Genomic DNA, 15,172 nt, shown 5'->3' with positions numbered 1-15,172 from the left:
AATTTCGCAAGAGCGCATAAAGAAATGAGGAGAAGCATAAGGGCTTACAGCGTATCATAAATTTTGTGAAAACGAAAAATATATATTATAATAAAGGATAATGAGCAAAATATTAGTTACAGGCGGAACCGGTTTTATAGGTTCTCACACCGTCGTGGAATTACATCATGCTGGCTACACTCCAGTTATTATCGACGACCTTTCCAATTCCAACTTGCAAATCTTGGATCAGATTGAAAAAATTATCGGTATAAAGCCCGAATTTCACCAGTTTGACCTCTGCGATACGGCAAAAGTAGAAGCGTTTGTGCGAAACAATTCCGACGTAACAGGCATCATACACTTTGCAGCCTCTAAAGCCGTCGGTGAATCCGTAGCAAAACCTCTAAAATATTACCATAACAATTTCTTTTCCTTAATCAATTTGCTCAAAGCCTATCAAGAAAGACCAGTCAATTTTGTTTTTTCTTCAAGCTGTACCGTTTACGGAGAGCCTGATACACTTCCTGTGAGCGAAGCAGCACCTGTCAAAAAAGCGACCTCGCCCTATGGCAACACCAAACAGATTGCCGAGGAGATTTTGGAAGAAACGGCGAAAGCTCACGATAATTACCAGGTAATCGCTTTACGTTATTTCAACCCCGTGGGCGCGCATAATTCCGCTTTAATTGGCGAACTTCCTTTGGGCGTCCCTCAAAATCTACTGCCTTTCATTACACAAACAGCCATCGGAAAGCGGGAAAAGTTAACCGTTTTTGGAGGCGATTATGATACCGTAGATGGTAGCTGCGTGCGCGATTATATCCACGTAGTAGATCTAGCAAAGGCACATGTGGCTGCTATTAAATTATTGGAAAAAGGTAATCCCAATGGGAATTATGATCTATTCAATGTAGGAACAGGTATCGGCTACTCGGTTTTCCAAACGATTGCGGCTTTTGAAAAAGCTTCTGGTCAAAAATTGAATTACGAGGTAGGCCCACGACGCGAAGGCGACGTTGTACAAGTATGGGGGGATGTTAGCAAATCCAGCGCAGAGCTAGGTTGGACAGCCGAGCTGGGTATTGATGAAATGATGTCATCTGCTTGGGCTTGGGAAAAATATTTGCAGGAAAATCCAATAAGATAAGTAAGATCAATAACAGAATAGAGGCGCACTCCTTACGCCTCTATTTTTATGTCCTTTTTATACTGATCGCCATAATATTTCGGATTAAAACTCAAATTCGGCGTTAACCAATACAGCTGTATAACACGCGAATAGCGGAAGTTAAAACCGGCCAGAGCGATCGCGACAAAACAACAAGCCGTTAAGTAGAGCCAAGGCGATTCAGATTTACTGGAAAGCACGTAGGTAGCAATGCATACCGCGATAAACTGTGCGACGTTCAATGCGTAACTGACAAACATGGAGACATAAAAAAATCCTGGCTCCATTTCGAATTTCAACCCACAATGGGGGCAGTATTTCGACATTTTTTGCCCTTTCAAACTAAGCAAACTACCTGTAAACATTTCACCTGTCCGACAGCGTGGACACTTACATTGCCTTGCCGCCTGAAATTTGCTAATCGTATATGTGTTTGTATTATCCATTTTATTTATGTGTTAATGCTATGCTCCGTCGAAATTCATCGGGCGTTAACCCTGTTGCTTTTTTAAAAAATTTAGTGAAATACGAATTATCGTTAAAATTCAGGGTGTAGGCGATATCAGCTATAGCCTGATCATGAATGGCCAACAAACGTTTTGCTTCTAGCACGATCCTATTGCGAATAAGTTCACCGGCAGAAATTCCTAAAAATTCGTTACTAAGCGCATTCAAATGATTTGGGGTTATATACAGCATCGCCGCATATTCCTTCGGCAACCTTAGCGTTTGATAATTGCTTTCAATTAAATCCAGAAAGTTACGCAGCAGCGTATGATTATAGACATGGCTATTCGAACCTTTATTTAAACCGCGTTGCTTTTCGAGTACATGAAAAAGATACAAAAGGGAAACACGGGCGAAGTTATGATCAGCAACATTGTCCAATAGTCTTGTCAAGATATTCAACACAGCAGCACGTTCTTCGGCACCTACCATAAAAACACCATCCTTTACTAAGCCCGAAAAGAAGGAAAAATTTGTTATACTTTCTGGACGTAAAAGAAAAGTCTTGAAAAAATCCCTGTCAAAATTCACGACAAATCCCTGTATGTCACCTTCAAAATGCCAACTATGAATCTGTCCGGGCGACATAAAATAGATCTGCCATGGCTGTACATCAAAACGCTCAAAGTCGATACTATGCGTGCCAGAACCGGCCGTAAAAACAAGGAAATGGTAAAAATTATGCCTATGCGGAAATACCAAGTTCTTATTCCGATCCAGGTATGCAGCCAAATTTTCCACCATCAGATCTCCCCGATGAATGCTATTGGCGACGGTACATTGCTCGATAACAGGTATTTTCAATTCCATACACAAAGGTACCTGCATTTGGCCGAAATGAATGGTATAATTTCTGCTATTAATGGTACTTTTTACGGATAATGAGCTCTCGGCTGGTCTGATTTGGCAAGCATTTCCAAATACAATATTTACTTCCTATTTTTAACTTCACATCGATAAACACACACATGTCACTTCATAAACAGCCCGAATTAAAAGATGCCGTTTTAAACTTACCGCAAAAAGAGAAAGACAAACTCTTGGTACGCTTAGTCAGCAAGGATAAGATGCTTATGAAGCAGCTTCATTTCCAGTTATTGGAAAACCAACTGGATCTAGATGATCGTATCGAAAGTCTTAAGGAATCTTTACGCGAACTATTTTCCACGAGCCGCCACGCGATCAAGAATATTCCCCAATATACCAACTACAAAGAGCTGCAAGCTTTGCTGCGCCAAGGCAGTGGGATGATCAATGAGCACGAGAAAGTGACCAAAGACAAATACAGTGAGATGGAATGTCGTATTTACCTTTTAAAAGAAGCCTTCGAACGTTTTCCTTCGCTTTTTGAAGCATCCGCCGTACACGCGGCATTCAAGCTCCAAGTGTATGTCAAAGCGCGTCTGAAAACCACAACGAACAAATTTGACAAGCTGCACGAAGACCTTCAATTTGACCTTAATGACGACATGCAAAAAATACTTGATTTTGCTGTACGTCTTCATCTTATTTAGTAAGCAAGTATGACACTTTATATGTGGTGTAAAAGCCACGATGGTTTTACCGCCGTATTTCCACTGATCCCGATTTTATTAAAAATGTGTTAAAAACGGAGTTCCAGCCAGCAAGTTGAACCATACCCTATTCCTTCAAAGGCATTGCCTATTATCGGGTTCTTAAATCACCTATTAAAAACGGTCGCCCAGTATTTTCCACGTTATTTGCTTTTTCACGCGGGATGGCCGATGTTTCACGGCTTTGTATTCTGATTCGCTCTGATAATTTCTTAAATTCGCAAAAAAGTAAAGGCATCAAGTGGGTATACAAGAAGTTATAGAAAAATATAAGCACAGTAATGATGTGCAGGAGCTGGTAAAAGCTATACAACAAAAAAATCCAAAAGTACACCTGAAAGGGTTAGTCGGTTCATCTGACGCCATGGTAGCCGCTGCCGCTTACATTTTGCAAGAAAGACCGTATATTTTTATCCTTCCAACGCACGAGGAAGCATCCTATTTCCTTAGCGATTTAGAAAGTATTTTAGATAAGCAAATTCTTTTCTTCCCCGCTTCATTCCGCAAAGCTTTTGAATTTACACAGACAGATGCCGCTCATGTGCTGCAACGGGCAGAGACATTAAGTGCACTTAACCATGCATCCGAACTACCAAAGATGGTCGTTACCTATCCGGAAGCTATAGCGGAGAAGGTAATCAATCGCGATGACCTGGATAAGAATACACTGGCCATCACCGAACACAGCAAGCTCAGCATCGAATTTATAAACGAGTTTCTGTATGAGTATGATTTCGACCGGGTGGATTTCGTATACGAGCCCGGACAGTTCGCCATCCGCGGCGGCATAGTAGATATATTTTCTTTTTCCAACGACCTTCCCTACCGTATCGAATTTTTTGGTGATGATATTGAAAGTATCCGAACCTTCGATATCGAATCGCAGCTATCTGTAAGCAAGATGCATACAGTGACCATTGTGCCCAACGTGCAAGCCAAATTTTTAAGCAACAACCATATATCACTTTTGGAATATGTGGATCGGAATAGCGTCTTTTGGCATAAAGACGTGCAGTTTACGATGGATGTCATTAAAGACGGCTATAAGAAAGCTGCCGAGTTTTGGAAAGCATTGCCAGAAAAAGATATTAAGGTGAATACCGAATGGGTAGATCCGCGAGTTACGTTCACAACGGACCGAACCTTCAGCGAAATGCTGTTCGAATTTCCTAACATTGAATTTGGTAAGCAGTTTTACTATAAAGCGGATAAAACCATCGTCTTTGACACGCATCCTCAACCTTCTTTCAACAAAGATTTTACCTTGCTCATTCACAATTTCAAAGAAAATGAGAAGCAACGTATTCAAAACCTGATTTTTTCCGATTCAACTAAGCAGATAGAACGCATTTTCGCCATTCTAGAGGATATAGAAAAATCGACTACATTCACGCCCATACACCGCGGCCTTCGTGAAGGCTTCCGTGATGATAGTCTGAAATTGGCTTGCTACACGGATCATCAGGTGTTTGATCGATACTACAAGTACAAACGAAAGAAGGGATACGAACGATCCCAAGCGATCACGCTGAAAGACCTAAGAGAACTAAAACCGGGCGATTACATCACACACATAGATCACGGCGTCGGCAAATATGCAGGGTTAGAGAAAGTGGAGGTCAATGGGAAAACGCAGGAAATGATTCGGCTTATTTACGCTGATAATGATTTGCTATATGTTAACATTAACTCCCTGAACCGTATCTCTAAATATTCGGGCAAAGAAGGCACACTGCCTAAAATGAATAAATTAGGCACAGATGCTTGGGATAAACTAAAAAAGACCACCAAGAAAAAAGTCAAAGACATTGCGCGCGACCTGATCAAGCTTTACGCGAAGAGAAAGGCGCAAACAGGCAATGCATTTAGTCCGGACAGCTATTTACAAAATGAGCTGGAAGCATCTTTTATTTATGAAGATACTCCGGATCAGGAGAAAGCGACGAACGATGTAAAACGCGATATGGAATCGCCCCACCCAATGGATCGACTTGTATGTGGCGATGTAGGTTTTGGCAAAACCGAAGTGGCTATCCGCGCTGCGTTCAAAGCAGTTGCCGATAGCAAACAGGTCGCAGTTTTGGTACCAACGACTATTTTGGCTTTACAACACTTCCGCACCTTTAGCGAGCGCTTAAAAGGATTTCCAGCGAATATAGATTATATCAACCGGTTTAAGTCGTCGAAGCAAATTAAGGAAACCCTAAAAAAGCTGGAAGCTGGCGAAGTAGATATTATCATTGGAACGCACCGCTTGGTGAGCAAAGATGTGAAATTTAAAGAGCTGGGACTGATGATCATTGATGAAGAGCAGAAGTTTGGCGTTTCGGTCAAAGAAAAGCTTAAAGTGATGCGTGCAAATGTCGATTCCTTGACCTTAACGGCTACGCCCATACCGCGCACCCTGCATTTTTCCCTCATGGGTGCACGCGATTTAAGCATTATATCTACTCCCCCACCAAACCGCCAACCGGTACAAACGGAGCTGCACGTTTTCAACGAAACCTTGATCCAGGAATCGGTGGCTTTCGAACTGAACCGCAACGGACAGGTATTCTTTATTCACAATCGTGTCGCAGATTTGAAACAGCTTGGTGCCATGATCCAAAAGCTGGTGCCCGGTGCTCGAGTAGGTATTGCGCACGGGCAGCTGGAGGGCGATGATCTGGAAGATGTGATGCTTAAGTTTATCAATCATGAATTTGACGTCCTTGTCGCCACGACGATAATCGAAGCAGGACTTGACATTCCTAATGCAAATACCATCATCATCAATCATGCGCATATGTTTGGGCTCAGCGACCTGCACCAAATGCGTGGCCGCGTAGGACGCTCGAATAAAAAAGCCTTTTGTTACTTGCTAAGTCCACCCCTATCGACCTTAACCAGCGAAGCTTACAAACGTCTCTCCGCTTTGGAAGAGTTTTCTGAGCTAGGGTCTGGTTTCAATGTAGCCATGCGTGATTTGGACATACGCGGCTCGGGAAATCTCTTAGGCGCCGAACAGTCTGGCTTTATTGCCGAGATAGGCTTTGAAATGTACAATAAGATTTTAGATGAAGCCGTTCAAGAATTGAAAGACGATGAATTCGGCGAATTGTTTGCGGATGATAAAAACCGGAAATACGTTAACTTCACGCAGATTGACACCGACCTGGAAGTCATGATTCCTGACGAGTATGTTACTAATATTGGCGAGCGCTACAACCTCTACAATGAGATTGCCAAATTAGAGAATGATCAGCAATTGGCAGGTTTTCAAAAGGAACTGGAAGACCGTTTTGGTCCGATACCTGCACCGGTTTTTGAACTGTTTAATACCCTCAGGCTGCAATGGATGGGTAAGCAGATAGGGTTTGAAAAGATCTCCTATAAGAAAAATGTATTGAAAGGCTATTTCCTCAACAACCCGAAATCCAGTTATTTCGAATCGGATCAATTTGGTAAGGTATTAGCTTTTGTACAAGCGCATCCAGCAATGTCCAATCTCAAGGAGGTAAAGAATCAGTTACGATTGGCATTAACTAATGTGAATAGCATCGATTACGCCTTAAATTTGCTCAGTAAGATGGCTTAACGCTATCTCGCTTTTTCTGCGCTATACGAATGCTCCTCTATATTCGTATAGCGTAGACTATAATATACCCCAGACAGATATTATAATCTACTATTTAAGTAGATTTTTATTAGCTTTGAAAATAAAGCTATTTTCATGAAAAACGTAGAAACAGCCCTCATTCATCAGGGAAATCATTATAATACCACTAAAGCCGTCGCTACCCCTATATTTCAAACATCCACCTACTTGGCCGATACTGATCTTTCCGCCTACATTGAAGCCGCTACGGCCACCAAACACCCCGAATTTTACCATAGACACGGCAACCCGACGAATAGTCAAGTAGCCGAGCTTATTGCGAAACTTGAAAATACGGAAGATGCACTAGTATTAGCCACCGGCATGGCGGCTATCAGTACCGCTATCCTTGCCATTGTTAAGGCTGGCGATCACATCATCGCCCAGCACGCCCACTATTCTGGTTCCACCTTATTTTTGAAAGAGTTTCTGCGCGACTATGGCGTGGAAATCACCCATGTCAACCAAACCGATAACAACGCTTTTGAGGCAGCCATCCAGCCAAACACGAAGCTGATCTATGTAGAAACGCCTTCCAATCCAAACCTTGACATTACGGATCTTACCTTTGTTGGATCATTAGGAAAGAAACACGGCATTACCACCATGGCTGATAATACCTTCGCATCCCCCATTAATCAACGGCCGAGCGAATATGGAATTGACATAGTTGTCCACAGCGCCACCAAGTATCTCGGCGGTCATAGCGATTTGACTGCGGGCGTGGTATGTGGGTCTAAGGAATATATTGAGCGCGTATGGCGGCGCTCGCTTGTGCTGGGTGCCTCATTAAGCCCTTTCGATTCTTGGTTGTTGCTGCGTGGGCTAAAGACCTTGGCTTTGCGTGTCAGGCAGATTAATGAAAATGCATTGGCTTTGGCGCAATGGCTGGAACAAAGCACGTTTATAAAAAAAATCAGCTACACAGGTTTACCGACACACCCCCAGTATGCACTCGCACGTAAACAGATGCAGGGATTTACGGGCATGCTATGCATTGAAATAAATGGAGAAAATGAGGCGGAAGAATTTCTACGTGCGCAAACGATTCTGAGCAAACTAAAGCTATTCATCAATGCCGCCAGTTTAGGCGGCGTGGAATCATTGATCGTGCATCCAGCAAGTATGTGGGGGTCACACCATTCTTCGAGCCAAAAAGAAACATCGGGTATCACCCGAGGCATGTTGCGCATTTCGGTAGGCATAGAGCATATCGACGATCTTATCGCCGACTTCCAACAGGCTTTTGCGCAACTATAGATCGGATATACTAAGCCGGCAGCAGTTATTAAATCCAGTTATAAGATGGCGATAGATTTGATATACATTATAACCTGAAGGGTTGGAGCAGTAATCTACGTTTTAGACTAACGCCTCGTTACGTAGATCCATTTTACCTTTGAAAAGATATAGTTATATTTGTTTTATAATCTTTAAATACCGAATCATGAAAGTAATATTAGATATTAAGGACAATAAGGCGGCTTTTGTGATGGAGCTTTTGAGCAACCTCTCTTTCGTTAAAGCAAGACCACTTTCTGAAGATGATGTTATTTTAATTGAAGAGATTAAGCAAGCAGTGGAAGAACTCAAGCTTGTTCGTGAGGGCAAGCTTAAAACACGTCCTGCAAGAGATCTGATAAATGAGTTATAATGTATATACACTACAATTATTCGAAAAACAGCTAAAAAGACTGGTTAAAAAGTATCCCTCGCTTAAAAGTAAATACATCGATTTAGTCGATTCGTTAGAAAGAAACCCACAACAAGGTACAGCTTTGGGAAGTAGCTGTTATAAGATAAGGTTAGCCGTTGCCTCTGAAGGAAAAGGGAAATCTGGTGGTGCTAGGGTTATTGCCAATATCATTTTGGAAGATGATACAGTTTACCTACTAGCGATCTATGATAAATCCGAAAAATCCAATTTGACAGACCGAACTCGCTGATTTACTGCAAAAAATCCCACATAAACTATTCTAATTGATCTGCTCATTTTTTTCGCGCCCTTTTCCGCGTATGATAAGTGGTATTCTCGTCTTTCAGCACATCGTCTATCGACGCAAAAACGGCTTTTGAAGGCTGTAATGCCTCAATGATCGCTTCGACACCACCAACGACCATCAGAAGTTTCACAAATGACTCTAAAGAGATCAATCCTTTTTGTTCAAACTTGCGTAATGTCGGAAGTGCAACGCCAGAGCGTTCCGCTAGCCCTTCCTGCGTTAGATTCATCGCAAGTCGCTTTGCACGGATCTGTTCAGCAATTTTAAGCTGTGCTTTCGAAGGTGATATAAATAATACCATAATATTATTAAATACTTAATTATTGCATATACTAATATAATGATATTACTACTGTAATAAAAGGAAAATTTAAAAATGGACTAAGATTTTTTTAGTTTAAACCCACTGTACACGCAGACAATTTATATTACAAAAATTGAGGGGTTTGCATGCATACATACAAACCCCTCAATTTTGGATATTATCCTTGTTACAAACTAAATTTATAGATAGACTTTGTCGTATATGTTTGGCCGGGTTCTAGAACCGTTGAAGGGAAATTAGCTTGGTTAGGAGCATCCGGAAAATGCTGCGTTTCTAAGCACAAACCTGTGCGGAATGCATCTTTTTTACCATTCTTTAAGGTTACTTTCTCCGCCATAAAATTTCCACTATAAAACTGTAATCCTGGCTCCTCGGTATAGATGTCCATTTTAATTCCTGATTTATCACCGATTAATGTGGCGGCGTGGTTTAAGTTATCCACCTTGTCGCCACGCAGTATAAAATTATGATCATATCCCCCTCCGTAGCGCAATTGTTCATCTTGTTGTTCAATATCTTTTCCAATCGTCTTCGCTTGCGAAAAATCAAAAGGCGTTCCTTTCACGGTAGCTAGTTCTCCCGTCGGGATCAAGGTGCTATCGACCGGCGTATATTGATCTCCATAGATCTGCAAGCTGTGATCCAAGATGGTACCGCTACCTTCGCCATTCAGGTTGAAATACGCATGGTTAGTCAGATTGACAACCGTCTTCTTATCCGTTGTAGCGGTGTAATCTATCTCCAGCGCATTATCGTCAGTAAGTTTGTAGGTTACAGTCATCGAAATATTCCCAGGAAAACCCTCGTTCTTATCGGGTAAGGTGTATGAAAATGTCACTTTGTTATCCCCATCCTGCTTCCCTTCCCAAGCGGCGAAATGCACACCTTTGAATCCACCATGTAACGTGTTCCCGCCATTATTCGTCGGCAATGTATATTCTTCGCCATCCAACGTGAATTTCCCTTTGGCAATACGGTTACCAAATGGCCCCACAATCGTTCCGTAATACGGTTCTTCCGGGTTATTGTAATCCCCTGCCTTGTTAAATCCGAGCACAACATCCGTCAAATTGCCTTCTTTATCAGGCACCCAAAGCGAGACAATACGGGCTCCAAAATTTGTAAAAGTAGCTTTAGCTCCCTTTTCATTTTTCAGGGTAAATAATGTCATTTCTTGCCCATCTATAGATCCGGCAAAACTGCTGTCCGACAACTCAGTATCTGTTGTTTTATTTGCTTGATTTTGGCAGGCTGTCCACGAAAGCGCTGTTGCCAAACCGACTAAAAGAAATGTTTTTTTCATCATGGGAATAAAAGAGGTTTATATTAATATTTCCGTTCCGTTGGACGGAATTACTTTAATCGCTGTCAGTTCCAAACCAAATTTCGCTTTGTATATTGGTGTTACTCTTTCGATCAACAGATCCTGAAAAGATTTTTTTACTAAATTGATGGTACAGCCCCCGAAGCCCCCGCCCATCATACGGGCACCCAGCACTTCTGGAAATTCCTTTACATATTCTACTAAAAAGTCCAATTCGGGACAACTTACGTCATATTCTTTACTTAAACCAGCATGTGCGCGAAACAGTTGTCGGCCAACTTCTTCCAAATCGCCGCGTTCTAAAGCAGCACAAGCATCATTCAAGCGCTGGTTTTCTTCTACCACGAAGCGACACTTCGTATAGATGTCTTCGTCAACGGGTCTTACGAGTTCGTCCAACATAGCTATAGATACATCCCGTAAACTATTCACTTCGGCATGTTTTTCCTGTACTAAGCGAACACCTTCTTCGCAGGATGCTCGTCGGTCGTTATATGCCGAAGACGCCAGCGAATGCTTTACATTGGTATTCAACAAGATTATGGCGTATTCGCCAAGTTCTAACGGTATATGTGTGAAAGACAGATCGCGACAGTCTAATTTCACGACATGACCAGCCTTGCTTAGTACCGAGGCAAACTGATCCATAATACCGCATTTTACTCCGGCATAGTTGTGTTCCGCCAATTGACCAATTTTCGCAATATCCACCCGTTGCAACTGCAGGTCAAAAAGAACATTCAGTGCAAAGCCAGCTGCGCATTCTAAGGCCGCAGATGACGAGAGTCCTGCGCCAAGTGGCACGTCGCCGTCAATATACATATTGAATCCTCCAAATGGAAGCTTTCTTTCCTGCAATTGTGCCACAACACCCAGCACATAATTCGGCCAGCCTTCCTCTACCGGATGAATATCAGCTATGCGAATCTCAAAATAAGCCTTAAAGTCTTCCGCGTAAAGCCGAATGAGATCATCTTCCCGCTTGCCAACAGCTACATAGATAGCCTTATCAATGGCAGTAGGCAATACAAAGCCTTCATTATAATCCGTATGCTCACCAATGATATTTATCCTTCCCGGTGAGCGCACCGTGTGTGTGGGTTTGCTTTCAAAAACGTGCGTATATCTATTTTCTATTTGTTCTTTGGAAATCATTTTACTGTGCTTTGTAATGTACCGTTGCTTGTTGTTTCAGTGTATTCGCGGCTTGTTCGGGCGTGATATCTCGCTGTGGATTAGCTAACATCTCATACCCAACCATAAATTTCTTTACTGTCGCCGAGCGTAGCAAAGGCGGATAAAAATGCATATGCCAATGCCACTCTGGATGTTCGCCACTGTTAACTGGCGCCTGATGCATACCAGCGGAATACGGAAACGAGGTTTTGAAGATATTATCGTAACGGATAGTCAATTCCTGCAGCGTCTTGGCAAGGTCTTCTTTTTCCGCTTCATTGAATTCTAAAATGGAGGCTACCGCACGTTTGCTGATGATCATCGTTTCATAAGGCCATGCGGCCCAAAATGGAACTAGCGCCACAAAATGCGCATTGTTCACGATGATACGCTCATCTTTTTTTAGTTCCAGGTCGAGATAATCCTGAAGAATAGTCCGACCAGTCCTCTGGAAATAAGCCTTTTGTTGCTCGCTTTCCTTCTCTATTTCTACGGGTGTAGAGCTCTGAGCCCAAATCTGTCCGTGCGGATGTGGATTACTACATCCCATGACGCTACCTTTGTTCTCAAAAATTTGAATGTATTTTATCCACTCGCGCGCAGACAGTTCTTGATACTCTCGCTGCCATAGATCAACAACGGCCTTGATTTCACGAGGACTCATCTCCGGAAGAGTTAGGTCGTGCCTAGGCGAAAAGGAGATGACTTTGCAGATCCCACGCTCGGCTTCGGCCTGTAAGAGATCCTCTTCATTGAATATGTCTAGATGGGTATCTTCTAGTAAAGCGGAAAAGTCATTGATGAAAACAAAGCTATCGGTATACTCGGGATTGACGGTGCCGTCTGCCCTGGTATTGCCTGGACACAGATAACATGTAGGATCATAATGCGGACGATTATCCGGAACGAGATCCTCTACCTGTCCCTGCCACGGGCGTTTGCTCCGGTGTGGTGATACTAAAATATACTCCCCTGTTAATAGGTTTTTGCGTTTATGTGGTTGTTCTGAAAAATTAAGCATGGCTAGATTTTTATAAATATCTTCTTTTTAAATTAGAAAACAAAAAAAAGCCTATGAAAAACATAGGCTTAAATAGATTTATCTACATGTTACGATAGATGTGGCTTATCTCCTTTTATAAGCTCGAAGATCGTGATCTCTGGTAAGATCCCCACACGACCCGGATAGCCCAAGAAGCCGTAACCGACATTGACATAAAGTTTTTTATTATCCTCTTCATACAAGCCCGCCCACTCCTTGTAAATATACTTCGCCGGACTCCATTGAAAATGCTCACCACGCACACCGAATTGCATCCCGTGGGTATGTCCGGCAAACATGACGTCTACATCGGTATCAAGAACCTGCGCACGCCAATGTGAAGGGTCATGCGACAGCAATAGCTTTACCTCGGATTCCTCTGTTCCTAGCAAAGCTTTCCCTAAATCGCCTTTTTTTGGGAAACGTCCAGTACCCCAATTTTGTACGCCCACAATCGCCAACTGCTCATTGCCTACCTTCAGTAATCGGTTTTCGTCCATTAACAAATCCCAGCCCATCACCTTATGCGTCTCGATTAAATCTTTCAGATTTTTGCGCTTCGCTTGGGAGTCTTCCTTACCAAAATAGTAATCGCCGTAGTCGTGGTTCCCAAGCACCGAAAACACCCCCAAATCAGCCTTCACCTTGGTGAAAATATCTTGGTAATCCCGCATTTCGGAAGCTACATTATTCACAAGGTCTCCAGTAAAAAAAATCGCATCAGGCCGCTCACCCAATAACATCTCTACCCCGCCTAAAACAGCCTTTTGATTATAAAAGGAACCGGAGTGAACATCTGAAATCTGGCCGATGCGCAAACCGTGGAATGCACTTGGTAAATCGGGCAGATACAGTTTTTGCCTACGAATTTTGTAATCGTATCCTCCCGAAAGAATTCCCCAAGACAAGGGGAATATAGGCAATGAGGCCACTATTATTCCTGATTTAGTCAGGAATTCTGATCGCGAAATACCATTTCGTGGCTCCTCCGGCAATGGAGAATCCAGCTCTTGCTCAGTTTCAATGGTTTGTTCTTTTTTTGCAGGAATGAAGAGGCGTGCAACCCATAAACCACCACGTCTTAAATCATCAATAAGCAAAATGATGATAAAAATAAACTTGCAGACAGCGGTCATGAAGAAGGCGACTAAGATTACCGAACGGTATGATAGCGGAATGTCAAATTTTGTAGCGATTACTAAGCCTAGCAATAGACCTACAGAATACCCCCACCATACGTATGGAAACCAATTCTTCTTAACGACCCTTATCTTCGTCGCGCGCAACGCGAAGAAAATATAAAAGTCAAAGAAAAGCAGTAACACTGCATTAAATATCAACATAGTAATAATTTTATCCTTGTGCTAGTCGCTTCAATACGCCTATCCATTTGGGGTCATCATTCAGACTTTCCACCATAGCAACCTCTTCGCCGCCTAGTTCTTTAAACTCGTTGGCATACTCCACTTGTATTTCGTCGAGGGTTTCGATACAGTCGGCAACAAATGCCGGACTAAATACCAGCAGTTTTTTCACGCCTTCGTTTGCCAATTGGTGAAGGGCATCTGAGGTATAGGGCTGAATCCAAGGCGTTTTTCCCAATCGAGATTGGAAACATACCGTATAACGATCTTCCGAAAGCCCGAGCTTCGAAGCAATAGTGCGCGATGTAGCATAGCATTGCGAAAGATAGCAATAGCTTTTCTTTTCTACGCGACAGCTATCACAACCGCGATCCGGGCAGGTGAGTTCACCCGAAGGATCAACCTTGCCTAACTGCCGAACGGGCAAACCATGGTAGCTAAACAGAATATGATCATAGTAATCGATATCATGCTGCTTTGCGTGGTCTGCATAGGTTTCACACATCTGCTCATCGTCGCAGTAATTGCTCACAAATGATATCTGTGGGAAATACTGCCAAGTACGCATAACTTCCATCACCCGATCTATAACAGAGCCACTCGTCGCAGAAGCGTATTGCGGAAAAAGAGGAATGACGCGAATAGATTCCAGCATCATCGATTCCATATTTTTCAATGCAGAAGCGATAGAAGGATTTTGGTAGCGCATAGCAAGCTCGACATGATAATCCTCGCCAAGTTCCTGCTGTAATAGGTCGCGTTGTAGCTCACTGTAATACATTAGCGGAGATCCGGTCTTTTCGTCCCAGATCGTACGATAGGTAGCGGCAGATTTCGGAGCACGGCGGGGAACGATCAGGCCTTTAACTAATAAAGTCCGTCCTACAATCGGGATATCAATCACCCGGGGATCCATCAAAAATTCTGTTAGATATCTACGCACATCGGGCGTGGTGGGGGCATCGGGCGTGCCAAGTTGCACTAAAAGAACCCCCTTCGTCGCGCTCTTACTCATTAATACAAAAATAATTATTATTTATAGGAACCGTGGAAAGGCATTTTAAAATGAG

Annotated in this window: 14 protein-coding genes; 6 read left to right on the top strand and 8 right to left on the bottom strand. The window is 42.8% G+C overall.

Features of this window, described 5'->3' with window-relative positions:
• Positions 1 to 100: 100 nt before the first annotated feature.
• Entirely contained in the window at positions 101 to 1,129 is a 1,029-nt protein-coding gene (gene galE / locus DI53_RS09860) for a UDP-glucose 4-epimerase GalE (protein WP_037498402.1), read from the top strand.
• Positions 1,130 to 1,161: 32 nt separating this feature from the next.
• Here galE and DI53_RS09855 read toward each other — a convergent pair whose 3' ends face one another.
• Together DI53_RS09855 and DI53_RS09850 are read right to left on the bottom strand one after the other, a co-directional pair.
• Positions 1,162 to 1,596, bottom strand: a complete 435-nt coding sequence (locus tag DI53_RS09855; protein ID WP_037498400.1) for a DUF983 domain-containing protein — start codon at positions 1,594 to 1,596, stop codon at positions 1,162 to 1,164.
• Between the two features lies 1 nt (position 1,597).
• Complete coding sequence (locus DI53_RS09850) at positions 1,598 to 2,467, bottom strand: AraC family transcriptional regulator (protein ID WP_037498398.1); 870 nt, start codon at positions 2,465 to 2,467, stop codon at positions 1,598 to 1,600.
• A gap of 158 nt (positions 2,468 to 2,625) precedes the next feature.
• Between DI53_RS09850 and DI53_RS09845 the strand changes: the two genes are divergently transcribed.
• From DI53_RS09845 to DI53_RS09825, 5 genes are all read left to right on the top strand, one after another.
• Entirely contained in the window at positions 2,626 to 3,171 is a 546-nt protein-coding gene (locus tag DI53_RS09845) for a hypothetical protein (protein ID WP_052072304.1), read from the top strand.
• Between the two features lie 301 nt (positions 3,172 to 3,472).
• Positions 3,473 to 6,808: a transcription-repair coupling factor gene (gene mfd / locus DI53_RS09840; RefSeq protein WP_037498396.1), complete on the top strand. Its 3,336-nt coding sequence runs from the start codon at positions 3,473 to 3,475 to the stop codon at positions 6,806 to 6,808.
• Between the two features lie 135 nt (positions 6,809 to 6,943).
• Positions 6,944 to 8,128: a trans-sulfuration enzyme family protein gene (locus DI53_RS09835; protein WP_052072302.1), complete on the top strand. Its 1,185-nt coding sequence runs from the start codon at positions 6,944 to 6,946 to the stop codon at positions 8,126 to 8,128.
• 187 nt (positions 8,129 to 8,315) lie between these two features.
• Positions 8,316 to 8,522 (top strand): hypothetical protein, encoded by a 207-nt coding sequence (locus DI53_RS09830; protein WP_037498392.1) that lies wholly within the window; start codon positions 8,316 to 8,318, stop codon positions 8,520 to 8,522.
• Positions 8,512 to 8,814: a type II toxin-antitoxin system RelE/ParE family toxin gene (locus tag DI53_RS09825; RefSeq protein ID WP_037498390.1), complete on the top strand. Its 303-nt coding sequence runs from the start codon at positions 8,512 to 8,514 to the stop codon at positions 8,812 to 8,814. The genes DI53_RS09830 and DI53_RS09825 overlap by 11 nt, the downstream gene beginning before the upstream one ends.
• Before the next feature lie 43 nt (positions 8,815 to 8,857).
• On the opposite strand, the gene DI53_RS09820 is transcribed toward DI53_RS09825, so the two are convergent.
• From DI53_RS09820 to hemH, 6 genes are all read right to left on the bottom strand, one after another.
• Positions 8,858 to 9,172: a helix-turn-helix domain-containing protein gene (locus DI53_RS09820; protein WP_037498388.1), complete on the bottom strand. Its 315-nt coding sequence runs from the start codon at positions 9,170 to 9,172 to the stop codon at positions 8,858 to 8,860.
• 190 nt (positions 9,173 to 9,362) lie between these two features.
• Positions 9,363 to 10,502: an aldose epimerase family protein gene (locus tag DI53_RS09815; RefSeq protein WP_241462402.1), complete on the bottom strand. Its 1,140-nt coding sequence runs from the start codon at positions 10,500 to 10,502 to the stop codon at positions 9,363 to 9,365.
• 15 nt (positions 10,503 to 10,517) lie between these two features.
• A complete protein-coding gene (galK, locus tag DI53_RS09810; RefSeq protein ID WP_193790643.1) occupies positions 10,518 to 11,675 on the bottom strand; it encodes a galactokinase in 1,158 nt (385 codons plus the stop codon).
• Position 11,676: 1 nt separating this feature from the next.
• Complete coding sequence (locus DI53_RS09805; protein WP_071790477.1) at positions 11,677 to 12,717, bottom strand: UDP-glucose--hexose-1-phosphate uridylyltransferase; 1,041 nt, start codon at positions 12,715 to 12,717, stop codon at positions 11,677 to 11,679.
• A gap of 89 nt (positions 12,718 to 12,806) precedes the next feature.
• On the bottom strand, positions 12,807 to 14,081 hold the full coding sequence (locus DI53_RS09800) for a metallophosphoesterase (RefSeq protein ID WP_037498385.1): 1,275 nt from the start codon (positions 14,079 to 14,081) through the stop codon (positions 12,807 to 12,809).
• A 10-nt stretch (positions 14,082 to 14,091) separates the two neighbouring features.
• Positions 14,092 to 15,117, bottom strand: coding sequence for a ferrochelatase (gene hemH, locus DI53_RS09795; RefSeq protein ID WP_037498379.1), 1,026 nt, complete (start codon positions 15,115 to 15,117; stop codon positions 14,092 to 14,094).
• Between the last annotated feature and the right edge of the window lie 55 nt (positions 15,118 to 15,172).

The sequence above is a fragment of the Sphingobacterium deserti genome (genome assembly GCF_000757725.1).
Taxonomy (GTDB): Bacteria; Bacteroidota; Bacteroidia; order Sphingobacteriales; family Sphingobacteriaceae; genus Sphingobacterium; species Sphingobacterium deserti.
Note: the sequence above shows the minus strand (reverse complement) of the source record. Positions and strands in the feature narration are given on the sequence as shown.

Excerpts from the sequence above, each read along its gene's own strand:
- galE (WP_037498402.1), top strand. The coding sequence starts at position 101 with ATGAGCAAAATATTAGTTACAGGCGGAACCGGTTTTATAGGTTCTCAC.
- DI53_RS09855 (WP_037498400.1), bottom strand. The coding sequence starts at position 1,596 with ATGGATAATACAAACACATATACGATTAGCAAATTTCAGGCGGCAAGG.
- DI53_RS09850 (WP_037498398.1), bottom strand. The coding sequence starts at position 2,467 with ATGGAATTGAAAATACCTGTTATCGAGCAATGTACCGTCGCCAATAGC.
- DI53_RS09845 (WP_052072304.1), top strand. The coding sequence starts at position 2,626 with ATGTCACTTCATAAACAGCCCGAATTAAAAGATGCCGTTTTAAACTTA.
- DI53_RS09835 (WP_052072302.1), top strand. The coding sequence starts at position 6,944 with ATGAAAAACGTAGAAACAGCCCTCATTCATCAGGGAAATCATTATAAT.
- DI53_RS09830 (WP_037498392.1), top strand. The coding sequence starts at position 8,316 with ATGAAAGTAATATTAGATATTAAGGACAATAAGGCGGCTTTTGTGATG.
- DI53_RS09825 (WP_037498390.1), top strand. The coding sequence starts at position 8,512 with ATGAGTTATAATGTATATACACTACAATTATTCGAAAAACAGCTAAAA.
- DI53_RS09820 (WP_037498388.1), bottom strand. The coding sequence starts at position 9,172 with ATGGTATTATTTATATCACCTTCGAAAGCACAGCTTAAAATTGCTGAA.
- DI53_RS09815 (WP_241462402.1), bottom strand. The coding sequence starts at position 10,502 with ATGATGAAAAAAACATTTCTTTTAGTCGGTTTGGCAACAGCGCTTTCG.
- galK (WP_193790643.1), bottom strand. The coding sequence starts at position 11,675 with ATGATTTCCAAAGAACAAATAGAAAATAGATATACGCACGTTTTTGAA.
- DI53_RS09805 (WP_071790477.1), bottom strand. The coding sequence starts at position 12,717 with ATGCTTAATTTTTCAGAACAACCACATAAACGCAAAAACCTATTAACA.
- DI53_RS09800 (WP_037498385.1), bottom strand. The coding sequence starts at position 14,081 with ATGTTGATATTTAATGCAGTGTTACTGCTTTTCTTTGACTTTTATATT.
- hemH (WP_037498379.1), bottom strand. The coding sequence starts at position 15,117 with ATGAGTAAGAGCGCGACGAAGGGGGTTCTTTTAGTGCAACTTGGCACG.